At 32.7% G+C, this 17,493-nt stretch carries 15 protein-coding genes; 11 read left to right on the top strand and 4 right to left on the bottom strand.

The genetic code is table 11. From position 1 onward, the window contains the following. The first annotated feature begins 4 nt into the window (after positions 1 to 4). From ACFQ1R_RS05175 to ACFQ1R_RS05150, 6 genes are all read left to right on the top strand, one after another. Positions 5 to 172: a T9SS type A sorting domain-containing protein gene (locus ACFQ1R_RS05175; protein ID WP_379926309.1), complete on the top strand. Its 168-nt coding sequence runs from the start codon at positions 5 to 7 to the stop codon at positions 170 to 172. 123 nt (positions 173 to 295) lie between these two features. Then, complete coding sequence (gene ileS, locus ACFQ1R_RS05170; protein WP_379925056.1) at positions 296 to 3,700, top strand: isoleucine--tRNA ligase; 3,405 nt, start codon at positions 296 to 298, stop codon at positions 3,698 to 3,700. A gap of 4 nt (positions 3,701 to 3,704) precedes the next feature. Continuing rightward, complete coding sequence (locus tag ACFQ1R_RS05165; protein ID WP_379925055.1) at positions 3,705 to 4,085, top strand: TraR/DksA family transcriptional regulator; 381 nt, start codon at positions 3,705 to 3,707, stop codon at positions 4,083 to 4,085. 104 nt (positions 4,086 to 4,189) lie between these two features. Continuing rightward, positions 4,190 to 4,810, top strand: a complete 621-nt coding sequence (locus ACFQ1R_RS05160) for a lipoprotein signal peptidase (protein WP_379925054.1) — start codon at positions 4,190 to 4,192, stop codon at positions 4,808 to 4,810. An 88-nt stretch (positions 4,811 to 4,898) separates the two neighbouring features. Beyond that, positions 4,899 to 6,161 carry a DNA cytosine methyltransferase gene (locus tag ACFQ1R_RS05155; protein WP_379925053.1) on the top strand — a complete coding sequence of 421 codons (1,263 nt, stop codon included), beginning with the start codon at positions 4,899 to 4,901 and terminating at the stop codon, positions 6,159 to 6,161. Positions 6,162 to 6,165: 4 nt separating this feature from the next. Continuing rightward, on the top strand, positions 6,166 to 6,819 hold the full coding sequence (locus ACFQ1R_RS05150; protein WP_379925052.1) for a hypothetical protein: 654 nt from the start codon (positions 6,166 to 6,168) through the stop codon (positions 6,817 to 6,819). Between the two features lie 3 nt (positions 6,820 to 6,822). Here the strand turns inward: ACFQ1R_RS05150 and ACFQ1R_RS05145 are convergent, their stop codons facing one another. Genes ACFQ1R_RS05145 through ACFQ1R_RS05130 form a run of 4 tightly spaced genes read right to left on the bottom strand, consistent with a single transcriptional unit; the run spans position 6,823 to position 9,667 of the window. Beyond that, complete coding sequence (locus ACFQ1R_RS05145) at positions 6,823 to 7,386, bottom strand: 5-formyltetrahydrofolate cyclo-ligase (protein ID WP_379925051.1); 564 nt, start codon at positions 7,384 to 7,386, stop codon at positions 6,823 to 6,825. A gap of 5 nt (positions 7,387 to 7,391) precedes the next feature. Continuing rightward, complete coding sequence (locus tag ACFQ1R_RS05140; protein WP_379925050.1) at positions 7,392 to 8,363, bottom strand: succinylglutamate desuccinylase/aspartoacylase family protein; 972 nt, start codon at positions 8,361 to 8,363, stop codon at positions 7,392 to 7,394. Positions 8,364 to 8,369: 6 nt separating this feature from the next. Beyond that, entirely contained in the window at positions 8,370 to 9,245 is an 876-nt protein-coding gene (rimK, locus tag ACFQ1R_RS05135) for a 30S ribosomal protein S6--L-glutamate ligase (RefSeq protein ID WP_379925049.1), read from the bottom strand. After that, a complete protein-coding gene (locus ACFQ1R_RS05130; protein WP_379925048.1) occupies positions 9,242 to 9,667 on the bottom strand; it encodes an ATP-dependent zinc protease family protein in 426 nt (141 codons plus the stop codon). Before ACFQ1R_RS05130 ends, rimK begins: the two co-directional genes overlap by 4 nt. 127 nt (positions 9,668 to 9,794) lie before the next feature. Here ACFQ1R_RS05130 and uvrC point away from each other — a divergent pair, with 127 nt between their 5' ends. The 5 genes from uvrC to ACFQ1R_RS05105 all read left to right on the top strand — a co-directional run bounded on the left by uvrC (position 9,795) and on the right by ACFQ1R_RS05105 (position 17,493). Further along, positions 9,795 to 11,588, top strand: coding sequence for an excinuclease ABC subunit UvrC (gene uvrC / locus ACFQ1R_RS05125; RefSeq protein ID WP_379925047.1), 1,794 nt, complete (start codon positions 9,795 to 9,797; stop codon positions 11,586 to 11,588). A gap of 9 nt (positions 11,589 to 11,597) precedes the next feature. Continuing rightward, a complete protein-coding gene (locus ACFQ1R_RS05120) occupies positions 11,598 to 13,841 on the top strand; it encodes a patatin-like phospholipase family protein (protein ID WP_379925046.1) in 2,244 nt (747 codons plus the stop codon). 231 nt (positions 13,842 to 14,072) lie between these two features. Then, positions 14,073 to 15,233, top strand: coding sequence for a homogentisate 1,2-dioxygenase (locus ACFQ1R_RS05115; RefSeq protein ID WP_379925045.1), 1,161 nt, complete (start codon positions 14,073 to 14,075; stop codon positions 15,231 to 15,233). A 133-nt stretch (positions 15,234 to 15,366) separates the two neighbouring features. After that, positions 15,367 to 16,527 carry a 4-hydroxyphenylpyruvate dioxygenase gene (hppD, locus tag ACFQ1R_RS05110; protein WP_379925044.1) on the top strand — a complete coding sequence of 387 codons (1,161 nt, stop codon included), beginning with the start codon at positions 15,367 to 15,369 and terminating at the stop codon, positions 16,525 to 16,527. A 183-nt stretch (positions 16,528 to 16,710) separates the two neighbouring features. Beyond that, entirely contained in the window at positions 16,711 to 17,493 is a 783-nt protein-coding gene (locus ACFQ1R_RS05105) for a DUF3108 domain-containing protein (protein ID WP_379925043.1), read from the top strand.

Below are 17,493 nucleotides of genomic sequence, written 5' to 3'. Positions count from 1 at the left end.
TAAATTGTCCATAGTAGATATGCGTGGTCAAATAGTGCAAGAGTTTACCAATGTATCACAAGAAACCTTGAATAATGGTATAAAAATATCAAATGTTTCAACAGGAGCATACATAGCTTGGTTTAAAGCCAAAACGGGTCAAGTTGTAACAAAAAAATTCATAGTTAATTAATTTATAATAGTTAGAGTTAGTCTTAAAAAAGCCAAAATAATAGTTTTGGCTTTTTTTATGATTAAAAATTAATCATTTAAGGATAAATCCTTAATTTCGCACCTCGAAAAGAAATTTGATATAATGAGCATGAAATTTCCTGAATATAAAGGACTTGACTTACCAAAAGTTGCAGAAGAGATTCTTAACTATTGGCAAGAAAACAACATTTTTGAAAAAAGTGTTTCTACCAGAGAAAACAATGAATCGTTTGTGTTTTTTGAAGGACCACCTTCAGCAAACGGTTTACCTGGTGTTCACCACGTGTTGGCGCGCGCCATTAAAGATATTTTTCCGCGATACAAAACCATGAAAGGGTATCAAGTAAAGCGTAAAGCAGGTTGGGATACACACGGGTTACCTATTGAATTGGGTGTTGAAAAAGAATTGGGCATTACCAAAGAAGATATTGGTAAAACCATTTCGGTAGAAGATTATAACGCTGCTTGCCGTAAAGCCGTAATGCGTTACACCGATGTTTGGAACGACCTAACCCAAAAAATGGGTTATTGGGTAGATATGGACGACCCATACATTACCTACGAACCAAAATACATGGAAAGTGTTTGGTGGTTGCTAAAAGAAATTTACAATAAAAACTTATTGTATAAAGGCTATACCATTCAGCCGTATTCGCCAAAAGCGGGAACAGGTTTAAGCTCGCATGAGTTGAACCAACCTGGAACGTATCAAGATGTAACGGATACTACGATTGTTGCGCAATTCAAAGCAAAACCAGCATCGTTACCAAATTTTTTACAAAACGAAGGCGATATTCGTTTTTTAGCTTGGACAACTACACCTTGGACCTTGCCAAGTAACACAGCATTAACCGTTGGTCCAAAAATCGACTATGTGTTGGTTAAAACGTTCAATCAATATACTTTTGAGCCTATCAATGTGATTTTGGCAAAAAAATTAGTGCCTTATCAATTTGCAGGAAAGTTTAATCAAGTTGAAACAAAAGAGGAATTATCAGGCTATAATACAAACGATAAAAAAATTCCTTTTTTCATCGTTAAAGAATTTATTGGTAAAGATTTAGTGGGCATCACCTACGAACAATTATTGCCTTACGCACTTCCAAACGATAATCCAGAAAATGCATTTAGAGTCATTTCGGGCGATTTCGTTACCACCGAAGATGGTACAGGTATCGTACACACGGCGCCTACATTTGGTGCCGACGATGCTTTGGTTGCTAAACAAGCAACACCAGAAGTGCCACCTATGTTGGTGAAAGATGAAAATGGAAATTTAGTGCCTCTTGTAGATTTACAAGGTAAATTCCGTCCAGAAATGGGCGAATATGCTGGTAAATATGTGAAGAATGAATATTATAATGATGGCGAAGCTCCAGAGCGTTCAGTTGATGTTGAAATTGCCATCAAATTAAAAGAAGAAAACAAAGCCTTTAAGGTTGAAAAATATAAGCACAGTTATCCAAACTGCTGGAGAACCGATAAACCAATTCTGTACTATCCGTTAGACTCTTGGTTTATTAAAGTCACCGATATTAAAGAGCGTATGTTCGAATTGAACGAAACCATCAACTGGAAGCCAAAAGCAACTGGTACAGGTCGTTTTGGGAACTGGTTAGCAAATGCCAACGATTGGAATTTATCGCGGTCTCGTTACTGGGGTATTCCATTACCAATTTGGAGAACCGAAGATGGTAAAGAGGAAATCTGTATCGGTTCTGTTGAAGAATTAAAATCTGAAATGGAAAAAGCTGTTTCAGCAGGTATTCTTTCAAAAGCTATTTTTGAAGATTTTGAAGTTGGAAACAATTCTGAAGAAAACTATGCGAAAATCGATTTGCATAAAAACATTGTAGATGAAATTGTATTGGTTTCAGCTTCAGGAAAACCAATGAAACGCGAAAGTGATTTAATTGATGTTTGGTTCGATTCTGGTGCAATGCCGTATGCACAATGGCATTACCCGTTTGAAAACAAGAATTTAATTGATAAAGGAACATCGTATCCAGCCGATTTTATTGCCGAAGGTGTAGACCAAACACGTGGTTGGTTTTATACACTGCATGCTATTGGAACCATGGTTTTCGATTCGGTTGCGTATAAAAATGTGGTGTCAAACGGATTGGTGTTGGATAAAAACGGACAAAAAATGTCCAAACGTTTAGGGAATGCCATCGACCCGTTTGAAACATTATCAACTTATGGTGCCGATGCTACCCGTTGGTACATGATTTCAAATGCAAATCCTTGGGATAATTTAAAATTCGATTTGGAAGGTGTTGAAGAGGTAAAACGTAAATTCTTCGGTACGCTTTACAATACCTATTCGTTCTTTCAGCTGTATGCAAACCTTGATAGTTTTAATTATAGTGAAGCTGAAATTGCTATAAACGAACGCCCAGAAATTGACCGTTGGATTCTTTCAGAATTAAACACATTAATTAAAAAAGTTGATGCGTTTTATGCGGAGTACGAACCAACAAAAGCAGCACGCGCTATTTCAGATTTCACGCAAGATTACTTAAGTAACTGGTATGTGCGTTTATGTAGAAGACGTTTCTGGAAGGGCGATTATGGACAAGATAAAATTTCGGCATACCAAACACTTTATACCTGTATGGTAACTATTGCGAAGTTAGGCGCGCCAATCGCTCCGTTTTTTATGGATAGATTGTATTTAGATTTGAATGCAGCCACCCAAAAAGAAACGTTTGAAAGTGTTCATTTAGCTGAATTTCCAAAATACGACGCTTCACTTGTAGATAAGAGTTTGGAAAGCAAAATGGAAGCAGCACAAACCATTTCATCTTTAGTATTATCGTTAAGAGCTAAGGAAAAGATTAAAGTGCGTCAACCACTTCAAAAAATCATGATTCCTGTAACTAGTAAACAGCAAAAGGAAGAGATTTTAGCGGTTTCCGATTTAATAAAACACGAAGTTAACGTTAAAGAAATAGAACTGCTAGAAGAAGCTTCAGATATTTTGGTAAAACAAATAAAACCTAATTTTAAAACTTTAGGACCTCGTTTTGGTAAAGATATGAAAGCAGTTGCTAGTTTAGTTACTAACTTTTCAGCACAAGATATTAACAAAATAGAACAAAATGGTGTTTTGGATATTGAAGTTAATGGAAAAAATATAACTTTAGCCCTAGATGATGTAGAAATTACATCACAAGATATTGAAGGTTGGTTGGTAGCAAACGAAGGAAATTTAACAGTTGCTTTGGATGTTACTATTTCGGATGATTTACGAATGGAAGGTGTTGCCAGAGAACTTGTAAATCGTATTCAAAATTTACGTAAAGATTCAGGTTTTGAAGTAACCGACAGAATTGATGTTAAATTGCAAAGCGATAAACAAATTGATACGGCTATAAACACAAATATGTCGTATATTAAAGCAGAAACATTAACCGAAAAACTTGAAATTATTGAAAAATTAGATAATGGTATAGAAATTGCCTTTGATGATGTAAATACCAAGTTATATATACAAAAACATTAAAATTATGAGTTTAGATTTAAATGTAAGATATTCTGATAAAGACTTAGCAGAATTTAAAGAATTGATAAAAGATAAAATAGATAAAGCACAACACGATCTAGAGCTTATAAAAAGTGCCTACATGAACGACCATAATAATGGAACCGATGATACATCGCCAACATTTAAAGCGTTTGATGAAGGTAGTGAAGTAATGAGCAAAGAGTCTAATTCGCAATTAGCTATTAGACAAGAAAAATTTATTCGCGATTTAAAAAACGCGCTTATTAGAATAGAAAACAAAACATACGGCGTATGTAGAGTTACTGGTAAGTTAATTGCTAAAGAGCGTTTAAAATTAGTGCCTCATGCAACCTTAAGTATTGAAGCAAAAAACATGCAATAATTTTATTTTAAATGATATATTTGAAACGTCTCATTTTTTGAGGCGTTTTTTATTTGTCATTCCTGTGTAGGCAGGAATTCACTACTTAAAAAGTTTATGCTTTAATGTCACTAAAAAAATCCATTATCTTAATCATCATCATTTTACTTATAGACCAAATAAGTAAAATATACATAAAAACACATTTCAAACTTCAAGAAAACATTGAAGTATTTAGTTGGTTCCAAATCTATTTTATAGAAAACGATGGAATGGCTTGGGGAACAAAAATTAGTGATTTCGTATCTTTTGTTTCCGAGCGTTCTGCTAAAATATTTTTAACTGTTTTTAGAATAGTTGCCATTTTTGGAATAGGGTATTGGTTGTTTGATGCCACTAAAAAGAAAGCGTCTAAAATATTAATACTGGCTATTGCTTTAATATTTGCTGGTGCTTTAGGTAATATTATAGATTCTGTATTTTATGGCGTTTTGTTTGATGATAGTTTTAACCAAGTAGCAGTATTTTTGCCTGAAGCTGGTGGTTATGATACCTTACTACACGGAAAAGTAGTAGATATGCTATATTTTCCTTTATTTGAAGTCGATTTACCTCAATGGTTTCCAATAGGTGGTGGTAAACGTTTTAATTTTTTCGAACCCGTTTTTAATATTGCAGATATGGCAATAAGTACTGGATTTATTATGCTTATTGTGTTTAATAAAAGGGCGTTTCCGAAGAAATAGTTTTGTTAATAATATTTGTAAACAAAAAGAAAATGAGTTGTTTTATAGTATAATAACTTTTTTAACTTGTGGTTTAAATAATGAAGTAATGATAAAAGAGAAAGTTAGCCTACATAATATTGATGAAAAACTGTTTGAGGTAAAAGTGTTTGAATCAGACGATTTTAAAGCTTCATCGTTTACACATTTTTTGCATAATTACAAGAATGGGGTTTCTAAATATTATAAAAATGACGCTCTTTTATATGTGGAGGACATTCTTAAAAAATCATATACTTCTAATCAAATAACTAACAAGGTTGTTGAAGAAACCCTACAATATTTAATTTTTGAAAGTAATGAGTCTGTGCCATTTCTCGCACCCGAAAATCCTAAGTTTAAATTTATAGATCTTTTTGCTGGAATTGGCGGATTTAGGTTAGCATTCCAAAATTTGAGTGGAAAATGTGTTTTTACAAGCGAATGGGATAAATATTCAAAACAAACATATAAAGCTAATTTTGGAGAAATTCCTTTTGGAGATATAACAAAAGAAAAAACAAAGAGTTATATTCCTGATGATTTTGATGTATTATGTGCAGGATTTCCTTGTCAAGCTTTTTCAATTGCAGGAAGAAGGGGTGGATTTGAAGATACACGTGGAACTCTTTTTTTTGAAGTTGCAGAAATTATTAAGAAGAAACAACCAAAAGCCTTTTTTTTAGAAAATGTAAAAGGACTTAGGAGTCATGATAAGGGAAAAACTTTAGAAACAATCTTAAATGTCTTAAGAAACGATTTAGGGTATTTTGTTCCAGAACCAAGTATTGTTAATGCGAAAGAGTTTGGGTTGCCACAAAACAGAGAAAGAATTTTTATTGTTGGTTTTAGAAGTGATTTAGGTATAGAAAGTTTTGAGTATCCAAAACCAATTAACAACAATGTAGTATTGGAAGATGTTTTAGAAGAAAAAGCAGTTTCTGTAAAATATTATTTATCAACAACCTACATGCAAACTTTGAAAAATCATAAAGAAAGACATAAAAATAAAGGGAATGGCTTCGGTTATGAAATAATTCCTAACGATGGAATAGCAAATGCTGTTGTTTGTGGAGGAATGGGAAGAGAAAGAAACCTTGTTTTAGATAAAAGACTTACAAATTTTAAGCCCGTTACTAATATTACAGGAGAAGTAAACAGAGAAGGAATTCGAAAAATGACACCGCGTGAATGGGCTAGATTACAGGGTTTTCCGGATAATTTTAGGATAGTAGTTTCTGATGCGCAGGCATACAAACAATTTGGTAATTCAGTGGCTGTACCAGCTATTCAAGCTACAGCAAAAAAAATACTTGATAAATTAAATTATTAAGAATATGGGTTTACTTCAAGATTTAGATATTGTAAAAGGTAACGATACTTTAGCTGGTAATATATTTGAAAAGCTATTTCCTTCTTTTATGGATGTTACATATCTACAACCCAGTGAATATATTTTAAAGTATTGGAATGCGTATTTACAAATAAGAGATGTTGAGTTAGAAAATGATCAACAAAAAAGAGGAGTTAACGGTAAAATTTTTGAATACATAATAGCTACATTATTAATTAGAGAAAAAATTTACCCTATTTATTTAAATGCTAAAGTTGCTTTTGTACCAAACATTAATTACGATTTATTGTTTTACACGACCGATAGAGGGCCTATATGTTTAAGTGCTAAAACTTCATTTAGAGAAAGATATAAACAAGCCGATTTAGAAGCTATAGCAATGAAATATGTGCATAGGCGTTCTCAATGTTTTTTAATTACATTATCAGATGATGATGCAAAAATGGTAAATGAAAAACAAAAAGTTGGCGATGTAATTGGTTTGGATAGTGCTGTTTGTGCAACAAGCGAGTATTTTAATAGATTAATATTGGATTTAAAGAAGTATAATTTAGTAGAATCTCCAGAAATAAAAGTAATAGAAACAAATCAAGTAGTCACAAAAGATAAAATTAAATTAGTCTTTCCTAATTTATAATACTCAAAACCTATAAATATTCTCAGGCGTCACGCAAAAATCCAACCTTATATCACTTTCAAAAACATCGTTAATTTCAGTTTCAGCTTCAAAAAAAGACAAACCAATTTTAATGGTTTCAGGTTTGCAGTTGGCTAAAAAACGATCGTAAAAACCTTTGCCATAACCCACACGGTTTCCTTTTTCATCAAAAGCTAAAAGTGGTATAAAAACAACATTTATTTTTTCGTTTGAAATTTCAATACTATCAACAGGTTCAGGAATGTTGTAGTTGTTCTTTTTAATAACGGTATTATCGGTTAAAAGAAAGTTTGTCATTAAACCCGTTTCAAAATCACTTTTAGAAATAACAATGTGTTTGTCTTTTCCTGAAAGGATATTCAAAATATAATCTGTATTTACTTCTTTTTGCTCTTCAATAGCTAAAAAAATGTGGTAAAAGGAATGTTCCCAAATAGGCAATTTCAAAACTTGGTTAGCAATAGCCATACTTAAATTATCAATTTGAGTCATTGACAAAGTATTACGAAGCGATTTGTATTTTTTTCGTAAGTCTGCTTTAAGCATACTTCTTATCTTTTAAGTTTTGTTGAAATATGAAACAAAGCATCACCTTGATATACAATGGGCGATTCGTTTACATTAATAATATAGCCGGCGTTTGGCGCTTTTACGGCTTGGTTTAATTTGCCGTATGGATCGGTAATATATCCTAAAATATCACCTTTTTTAACATGACTACTAATAGCAATAGTGGCTCTAAACATGCCTGAAAAACTAGCTCGTTGCCACCTACTTTCGTTAATAAAAACAGTGTCTTTTTTTGGTTTACTAACTTTAGTTTGTGAGTTTAACATTCCTAAATGTTTTAAAAGACGTTTAGATCCGTTTACACCGTAGTTAGTAATGTTATCGTCTATGTGAAACGATTTACCACCTTCAAAAAGTAACATGGCTTTTCCTAATTTATAACAGGTATTTCTAAACGATTTATTTAAGTTTTTAGAATACAAAACAAATGGCATGGCGAATACTTTTGCCAATTCGTTTAGGTGTCTGTTTTCTTTAGAAATGCGTATTTGTGGCGCGTTAAACCTTCCGGAACCACCAGTATGAAAATCGACAATGCAATCTACACAAGGTATAATATCATGTACTAGTTTGTGAGCAACTCTACTAGCTAAAGAGCCATCAACAGTGCCTGGAAATACCCTGTTTAAATCCCTTCCATCAGGAAATTCGCGTTTTAAGTTTATAAAGCCAAAAACATTAATAACAGGAATACAAATAATGGTGCCTATTTTAGGTTTATTAATACCATTTGCTATAAGTTGCCTAACAATTTCAACACCATTTACTTCGTCTCCATGAATACCCGCGGTAAATAAAACAATAGGACCTGGTTTTTTTGCACGTTCAATAATAATAGGCACATTTACAGGTGATGAGGTATGTAAATTGGCAACATCAAAATCAATTTCTTTACTTTCGCCTGGGTAAATTTTGGTGTCTAGAATGGTTAAAATGTTATTTACTAATGTCATATCTAACTAACGTCTATTACGTTCTATATAAGTGATAATGCTTTTAGCAATGTTTTTACCTGTTGCTTCTTCAATACCTTCTAAACCAGGTGTAGAATTTACTTCTAAAAGCAATGGTCCACGAGCCGATTGTAGCATATCAACACCACAAACAGGTAATTTTAGTACTTTGGATGCATTGGTAGCTAAGCGCAATTCGGCTTCGCTTAATTTTATAATGTTTGCAGTGCCACCGCGATGTAAGTTTGAACGAAATTCACCTTCTTTTCCTTGGCGTTTCATGGCACCAATTACTTGTCCATCTACAACCAAAGCTCGTAAATCGGCACCTTTAGCTTCTTTTATAAATTCTTGTACTATTACACGAGCTTCCAAACCATTAAAAGCTTCTAAAACCGATTCGGCAGCATTTTTTGTTTCAGCTAAAACAACGCCTAAACCTTGTGTGCCTTCTAATAATTTTATTATTACAGGTACGCCACCAACGTGTTCTATAACTTCTTCAACATCACGCGAGTAATTGGTAAAAACGGTTTTTGGCATACCAATACCTGCTTTACTTAAGCGCTGTAAACTACGTAGTTTATCTCTGGAACGTTGTATCGCATCGGACGTTGCAATAGTAAATACATTCATCATTTCGAATTGACGCACTACTGCGCAACCGTAAAAGGTTATAGATGCGCCAATTCTAGGAATTACAGCATCTACATAATCTAAATAGCGGTCTTTATAATAAATGGTTGGTTTTTCTCTTTCAATAATAATATCGCATTTTAAAGGGTCTATAACTTCTATTTTATGACCTCTTTTTTCGCCTTCTTCAACCAACCTGTCTGTTGAGTAGAGATTCGAGTTTCTGGATAATATAACTATATTCATAAGGGTTTTGTATTAAAAGAAACATTTTCTAAATCTACATCAACCATAAATTTTCGTTTTAAAAATTGTCTGCCTATTAAAACAGGAAAGCGCATATCATTGCGTGTGCTTAAAGTTAGGTTAATCTTGTAGGTCTTTCCAAAAAAAATGACTTCAGATTTTATTTTATATCGTTTTTCTTTCAACCCATTACTGCTTTTTACAATAGTGCTAGAAAATTCATCAAAAACAATTACGGTTTTGCCAAAATTTTGATGCTTATCACTATTAAAAACACATTGTATGGTGTTGTTTTCTTCAATAATTTCATCATAGTGAATGGTAGAGGTATAAGCGCCTGTGTCAACTTTAACATCAATATTAAATAGACCCAATTTAGGAAAATCAATTTTATCTACTCTGCCAATTACTTTTTTGTTCATTTTATGATTTTAAAATGTATCGCAATGTACCAAAATAGTTAGTTATATAATGAATAAGCGACAAAAGTTTAACAGATTTAAAGCCGTATTTCAATATTAAAAATTAAAAATAATTACCTTTACGTTAATGGATAAACCTACCTTAGAAATACAATTACAAACCTTACCAAATCAACCAGGTGTGTATCAGTATTATGATACTGAAGGCACCATTCTATACGTTGGAAAAGCTAAGAATTTAAAGAAGCGGGTAAGTTCCTATTTTAACAAAACACACGATAATGGTAAAACGCGTGTATTGGTAAAAAAAATAGCAACCATAAAACACATTGTAGTTGAAACTGAAACAGATGCGTTGTTGCTTGAAAATAACTTGATTAAAAAGCACCAACCCAAGTACAATGTGATGTTGAAAGACGACAAATCGTACCCTTGGATTTGTATTAAAAACGAACGATTTCCTCGTGTGTTTTCAACCAGACGTGTTTTTAAAGATGGCTCTGAATATTTTGGACCCTACACAAGCATGAAAACCGTTCACACACTTTTAGATTTAATAAAAGGCTTGTATTCAATACGAAATTGCACTTATGATTTATCTGAAAAAAATATTGAAGCAGGCAAGTACAAAGTATGCTTAGAATACCACTTGGGTAATTGTAAAGGCGCTTGTGAAGGCTATGAAACCGAGCAAGCATACCATGAAAATATTAAAGATATTAAAGAAATTTTAAAAGGAAATTTTAAAGATTCACTCCATCAATTCAAACTTCAAATGAAGCAATATGCCGAAGATATGCAGTTTGAAGAAGCTCAAAAAATTAAGGAAAAAATAGAAGTTCTTGAAAATTATCAATCAAAATCTACCATTGTAAATCCAAAAATTAGCAATGTAGATGTGTTTTCAATAATGAGCGATGAAAGCTATGGTTATGTAAATTTTTTGCAACTTTCTTATGGCTCCATTATTCGTTCGCATACTTTGGAAATTAAAAAGAAATTAGATGAAACGGACGAGGAATTATTAACCCTAGCAATAACCGAAATTCGCCAACGTTTTCATTCAAAATCAAAAGAAATATATGTACCTTTTAAAGTTGAGTTGGGTGAAGCTGTTAAAGTAACCATACCGCAATTAGGAGATAAAAAGCATATTTTAGATTTATCACTTCGAAACGCCAAATATTACCGTATGGAGCGTTTTAAACAAGAAAAAATTGTAGATCCAGATAGGCATGCAAATCGTATTATGGCACAAATGAAAGCAGATTTGCGTTTGCATGAAGAACCGCGCCATATTGAATGTTTTGATAACTCGAATATTCAGGGCACAAACCCAGTTGCAGCATGCGTGGTTTTTAAAAACGGAAAACCTAGTAAAAAGGATTACAGGCATTTTAACATAAAAACAGTTGAAGGTCCAGATGATTTTGCTTCTATGGAAGAAGTTGTATATCGACGCTATAAACGGATGCTTGATGAAGAAGAAAAATTACCCCAACTCATCATTATTGATGGTGGAAAAGGTCAACTATCTTCAGCTTTAAAAAGTTTAGATGCACTTAATTTACGTGGAAAAATAGCAATCATCGGAATTGCAAAGCGTTTGGAAGAATTATTCTACCCAAACGACCCAATTCCGTTATATTTAGATAAAAAAAGCGAAACGCTTAAAGTTATTCAGCAATTGCGAAACGAAGCGCATCGTTTTGGTATTGAACACCATAGAAATAAGCGCAGCAAAAGCGCCTTAAATACCGAATTGGAAACTATACCTGGTGTTGGCGAAAAAACGGTTGTTGATTTGTTAAAACATTTTAAATCGGCAAAACGTGTTGCTAATGCTAAGTTAGATGAACTGGAAACCGTTGTTGGCGTTTCAAGAGCAGAAAAAGTTTATAATTATTATCACAGTAAATAAAATTATAATTTGAAAATCAAAATCATCATATTAACCCTATTCATGCTTGCATTGTTTTCCGCGAAAGCGCAAAACGATACATTAAAAACAAGCACGCCAAAAATAGGGTTGGTGTTAAGTGGTGGTGGCGCAAAAGGGTTGGCGCATATTGGTGTTTTAAAAGTTATTGATAGCCTTGGTGTGAAAGTTGACTATGTTGCTGGAACCAGTATGGGTGCTATTATTGGATCGCTTTATGCTTCAGGTTATACTGGCAAACAACTCGATTCTATTTTTAAAGTCATTGATTTTGATAAGCTTATAAATGATGATTTGCCCAGAGCTTCAAAAGCATTTTATGAACGTGAAAATTCTGAAAAATATGCAGTAACGTTACCTTTTGAAAACTTTAAAATTAAATTGCCATCGGCATTATCAAGAGGGCAAAATACTTATGCTTTAATTTCAAGATTAACCTTGCATGTAAACAATATAACCGATTTTAGTAAGCTTCCAATTCCGTTTTTCTGTATTGCTACTAATATTGAAACTGGACAAGCAGTCATGTTAAACTCGGGTAATTTAGCACAATCTGTTATGGCTAGTGGCGCGTTACCTTCGCTATTTCAACCAGTTACAATTAACAATCAAGTATTAATAGATGGTGGCGTGGTAAACAACTATCCTATTGATGAGTTGCGAGCAAAAGGTATGGATATTATTATAGGTGTTGATGTGCAAGATGGATTAGCAACTATAGAAGAACTAAGTTCGGCTTTAGACGTTTTAGCACAAATAAATAATTTTAGAACCATCAATGACATGAAATTGAAGGTTAAAAAAACGGATGTTTATATTAAACCAGATATTAAAGATTATTCAGTGGTATCTTTTGATGAAGGTTCAAAAATTATTGAAAACGGAAAACAAGCTGCTTTTGAAAAAATTGATAATTTAAAAAAACTAATAAATCCTTCTCAAAAGAAAACAAGCTATAAAATTAACATGAATGCTAAAGACAGTATTACCATAAATGATATTGTTATAAAAGGCAATGAAAAATATACAAGAGCTTATATTTTAGGAAAACTGAAGCTAAAAAATAACGAAAAAATTAGTTACGAAAGTTTTAACAACGGTATAAACAATTTAGTTGCTACCAATAATTTTGATTCTTTTGAGTTTGAATTGAAGGATAGTAATAATAAAAAAGGTTACAACTTAATAGCTAATTTAAAAGAAACCAAAGTAAATACATTTTTAAAATTAGCCTTGCATTTTGATGATTTGTATAAAAGTGCAGCATTAGTTAATATTACTCAAAAACGATTATTGTTTGATAATGATGTAGCATCGTTAGATTTTGTTTTAGGAGACAACATACGCTATAATTTTGAGTATTTTATTGATAAAGGCTTTTATTGGAGCATAGGTTTAAGGTCTAGATACCATCAATTTAATAAAGATATTAGTGCTAAATTATTACTTGATGATGCACAAATAACCAGTACAGGTTTAAATAAAATTGATGTTGAGTTGCAAGATCAAACCAATCAATTTTATGTTCAAACTTTGTTCAGAAAAGATTTTTCATTAAGTGCAGGGTTAGAACACAAACGATTAGAAATAAAAACACAAACCTTAGCTTCAAATAATCAAACCAATCCATTTGTATTTGAAAGTACCGATTACGTTAGTGTTTTTGGAGGTTTAAAATTTGATACTTACGATAATAAATACTTTCCTAAAAGTGGTGTGTATTTTAATGGCGATTTACACATGTATTTGTACGCATCAAAATTTAATACAGATTTTGATAATTTTTCAATAGCAAAAGCAGATATAGGTTATACATTTAGTGTGTCAAACAAATTGGTGTTTAATTTACAAACCGGTGGTGGCTTTAAGGTAGGTAGCAAGTCAACCCAAACACTAGATTTTGCACTTGGTGGTTACGGAAACAATTTGATAAATAATTTTATTCCATTTGTGGGTTACGATTTTATTTCCCTTACCGGAAATAGTTATGTAAAAGCATTTGCAAGTGCCGATTATCAAATTTTTAAAAAGCAACACATTACTTTAGAAGGAAACTGGGCAAATGTGGAAGATGATATTTTTCAAACAGGCGAATGGCTTACACTTCCAAATTATAGAGGTTATGCTTTAGGTTACGCAGTTGAAACCTTTATTGGGCCAATTCAAGTAAAATACAGCTATTCACCAGAACAAACACAAAGCGTTTGGTTTTTTAATGTTGGATTTTGGTTTTAAGTTAGCTTTTCATTTTTTAAAAGTCATATTATTTTACCATATTTGTATAGTTATGAAAGCTTTTTGGCAAGATTTACTATTATTTCTACACTACCTTATCAAGAGAAATCCGGAATAAGCTTACTTTATTGTATCTTTATATGTAATTGATTTTTAGTTCAATGTCGCCTTTGGTACAGCCGAAGGTCTCAACTTTGAACTTTATACTTTTAACTCTTAAATTTTTAAAGTATGCCTTTTTATCATAAATTAGGAAGCATTCCGCATAAACGCCATACCCAATTTAGAAAACCAGATGGCAGTTTGTATTCAGAACAATTGTTTGGTACTATTGGGTTTGATGGCATGTATACAAATAGCTACCACGAACAACGCCCTACACAGGTAAAAGAAATTAAAAACCAATATAGTGTTGCACCAAAAATTGCCAAAGCAAACAATATACAATCCTATCGTTTAAAAGGGTTTCAAATAAAGCCAGAAAGCGATTATTTGGAAAGTCGAAAAACAGTTTTAGTTAATAAAGACTGTGCTATTATTTTGGCAGCACCTAAACAATCTAGCCAAAATTATTTTTATAAAAATACCGATGCAGATGAACTTATTTTTATCCACAAAGGCACAGGAAAACTAAGAACACATTTAGGAAATCTTGATTTTAAATATGGCGATTATTTATTAGTGCCTAGAGGTGTTATTTACAAAATTGATTTTGATACTGAAGATAATAGGTTGTTTATTGTCGAATCTCGCCGACCAATTTACACCCCAAAACGCTATCGCAATTGGTTTGGGCAACTTTTAGAACACGCACCATATTGCGAACGCGATATAAGAAGACCACAAGAACTTGAAACTAATAACGAAACAGGAGATTTTTTAATTAAAGTAAAAAAACAAGACGATATTATAGAAATGGTGTATGCGTCACATCCGTTTGATGTTGTTGGGTATGATGGGTATAATTATCCGTATGCATTTTCAATTCACGATTTTGAACCCATAACAGGACGCATACATCAACCACCACCAGTGCATCAAACCTTTGAAACCGATGCTTTTGTGGTGTGTAGTTTTGTGCCTAGGTTGTACGATTATCATCCACTATCCATTCCTGCGCCATATAACCATAGTAATATAGATAGTGATGAGGTATTGTATTATGTAGATGGCGATTTTATGAGTAGAAATGATATTGAAGCGGGTCATATCTCGCTACATCCTGCAGGTATTCCACATGGTCCACATCCAGGAGCAACAGAAAGAAGTATTGGTAAAACCAAAACCGATGAACTTGCAGTAATGGTAGATACCTTTAAGCCACTTATGGTAACCGAAGAAGGCATGAAAATTGCCGATCCAGATTATCATACATCTTGGTTAGAACATTAAAATTTCAAGAAGCTAATCCTGCTTTCGGCAGTCGCTCTCTGCGAGGAGCTCCAACAAATGCCTCAATCAGGGCTAAAACCCATTCGTTAGTATAAATATTAGTTTAACGAATACGTAATTAAATACTAGAATTATGAGTAAAGCTATAAAAACAGTAAACTACGGTTTAGAAAAAATATTTAAAGGCGCACAAGATTTTTTGCCACTTTTAGGAACCGATTACGTAGAATTTTACGTAGGAAACGCTAAACAAGCAGCACATTTTTATAAAACAGCATTTGGTTTTCAATCGTATGCCTATAAAGGTTTAGAAACAGGCTCTAAAAGCACAGTAAGTTACGTGCTTAAACAAGACAAAATCAAGTTAGTATTAACTACACCTTTAACAAGTAAATCGTCCATAAATGAACACATTGTAAAACATGGCGATGGCGTAAAAGTAATTGCGCTTTGGGTTGAAGATGCTAAAAAAGCATATCAAGAAACCACCAGTAGAGGTGCCAAATCCTATATGGAACCTGTTGTTGAAACAGACGAACATGGTGAAGTTGTTAGAGCTGGTATTTACACCTATGGTGAAACAGTACACATGTTTGTTGAACGTAAAAACTACAAAGGAACATTTTTGCCAGGGTTTAGTGAATGGAAATCTGATTATAATCCAGAACCAGTAGGCCTAAAATATATAGACCACATGGTAGGTAATGTAGGTTGGGGGCAAATGAATACGTGGGTAAAATGGTATGAAGATGTTATGGGTTTTGAAAACTTTTTATCTTTTGACGACAAACAAATTCATACCGAATATTCTGCATTAATGAGTAAAGTAATGAGTAATGGTAACGGACGCATAAAATTCCCCATAAACGAACCAGCAAAAGGAAAAAAACGTTCGCAAATTGAAGAATATCTTGATTTTTATGAAGGTGCTGGCGTGCAACACATTGCTGTAGCAACCGATGATATTATTAAGGCTGTAAGCCAATTAAAAGCACGCGGTGTCGAGTTTCTATCTACACCACCAGAAGACTACTATAAAGCAGTTCCAGATAGATTGCACGAACACAATCATGAATTAAGAGAAGATATTGAAACACTAAAAAGTTTAGGTATTATGATTGATGCTGATGAAGAAGGTTATTTGCTACAAATTTTCACAAAACCAGTAGAAGATAGACCAACTTTGTTTTTTGAAATAATCCAACGTATGGGTGCGCGAGGTTTTGGAGCAGGAAATTTTAAAGCACTTTTTGAATCTATTGAAAGAGAACAAGCAAGTAGAGGCACTCTTTAAACTTAATAAAAACACTTTTTTCAATCTTCTTTCTTTTGTATTTTGTAACAAATTAACATTTTGGTCTTCTTTTAAATATAAATAGAACAAGTAATTTTTATATTTTTGGAACAGTAATTGTAAATTCTTATTTACAAGTTAAATATACTGTTCAAAAATTTAATCACAATTACCTCAATAGAAATGAAAAAGACATTACTTATAATAGCGACAATAATAATTACACAAGTTTCATTTGCACAACAAGAATCGGCATTCGGTGATGGTGAGTGGTTTCAGTTTAAAATGAGTTACAGCGGTTTTTTAAAAGCAGGAAATGCGTCACTTTATGTGAAAGAAACCAAACTAAATGATAAAGATGTGTATCATGTAATTGGTAAAGGCTGGACTTCTGGTATGATAAAATGGTTTTTTAAAGTTAAAGATCGCTACGAAAGTTATTTTGATAGAACTACGCTACTACCATACAAATTTATTAGAAATATAGATGAAGGCGGTCATACAAAAGACTTAGAAGTTGATTTTGACCAAAGCAATAACAAAGCTTATGTAAATGATAAAAAGAAAAAAACCAAAGAAGTGTTTGATACCAAACCAAACATTCAAGACATGGTGTCTACCTACTATTATTTACGAAATAAGATTAATATAAACGCTCTTAAAGTAGGCGATGAAATACGCACCGATATGTTTTTTGATGATGAAAATTACGGATTTAAACTACAATATCTAGGAACCGAAACAATTGATACCGATTTTGGTAAAGTAGAATCGCTAAAATTCAGACCGTATGTAATGGCAGGACGCGTTTTTAAAGAAGAAGAAAGTTTAACGCTTTGGGTGTCAAAAGATAAAAATAAAATACCTTTGCGTATCAAGGCCGATTTAAGAGTAGGTTCGCTACGTGCCGATTTGGAAGCTTTTAAAGGCTTAAAGCACCCATTTAAAATAGTTGTTGCAAATTAA

It is taken from the genome of Mariniflexile jejuense (assembly GCF_042675665.1).
Classification (GTDB): domain Bacteria; phylum Bacteroidota; class Bacteroidia; order Flavobacteriales; family Flavobacteriaceae; genus Mariniflexile; species Mariniflexile jejuense.
Note: the sequence above shows the minus strand (reverse complement) of the source record. Positions and strands in the feature narration are given on the sequence as shown.

Bases quoted from the DNA above. Each gene is read 5' to 3' on its own strand.
- ACFQ1R_RS05165 (WP_379925055.1), top strand. From the start codon at position 3,705: ATGAGTTTAGATTTAAATGTAAGATATTCTGATAAAGACTTAGCAGAA.
- ACFQ1R_RS05145 (WP_379925051.1), bottom strand. From the start codon at position 7,386: ATGCTTAAAGCAGACTTACGAAAAAAATACAAATCGCTTCGTAATACT.
- ACFQ1R_RS05140 (WP_379925050.1), bottom strand. From the start codon at position 8,363: ATGACATTAGTAAATAACATTTTAACCATTCTAGACACCAAAATTTAC.
- rimK (WP_379925049.1), bottom strand. From the start codon at position 9,245: ATGAATATAGTTATATTATCCAGAAACTCGAATCTCTACTCAACAGAC.
- ACFQ1R_RS05155 (WP_379925053.1), top strand. From the start codon at position 4,899: ATGATAAAAGAGAAAGTTAGCCTACATAATATTGATGAAAAACTGTTT.
- ileS (WP_379925056.1), top strand. From the start codon at position 296: ATGAGCATGAAATTTCCTGAATATAAAGGACTTGACTTACCAAAAGTT.
- ACFQ1R_RS05115 (WP_379925045.1), top strand. From the start codon at position 14,073: ATGCCTTTTTATCATAAATTAGGAAGCATTCCGCATAAACGCCATACC.
- uvrC (WP_379925047.1), top strand. From the start codon at position 9,795: ATGGATAAACCTACCTTAGAAATACAATTACAAACCTTACCAAATCAA.
- ACFQ1R_RS05160 (WP_379925054.1), top strand. From the start codon at position 4,190: ATGTCACTAAAAAAATCCATTATCTTAATCATCATCATTTTACTTATA.
- ACFQ1R_RS05130 (WP_379925048.1), bottom strand. From the start codon at position 9,667: ATGAACAAAAAAGTAATTGGCAGAGTAGATAAAATTGATTTTCCTAAA.
- ACFQ1R_RS05105 (WP_379925043.1), top strand. From the start codon at position 16,711: ATGAAAAAGACATTACTTATAATAGCGACAATAATAATTACACAAGTT.
- hppD (WP_379925044.1), top strand. From the start codon at position 15,367: ATGAGTAAAGCTATAAAAACAGTAAACTACGGTTTAGAAAAAATATTT.
- ACFQ1R_RS05150 (WP_379925052.1), top strand. From the start codon at position 6,166: ATGGGTTTACTTCAAGATTTAGATATTGTAAAAGGTAACGATACTTTA.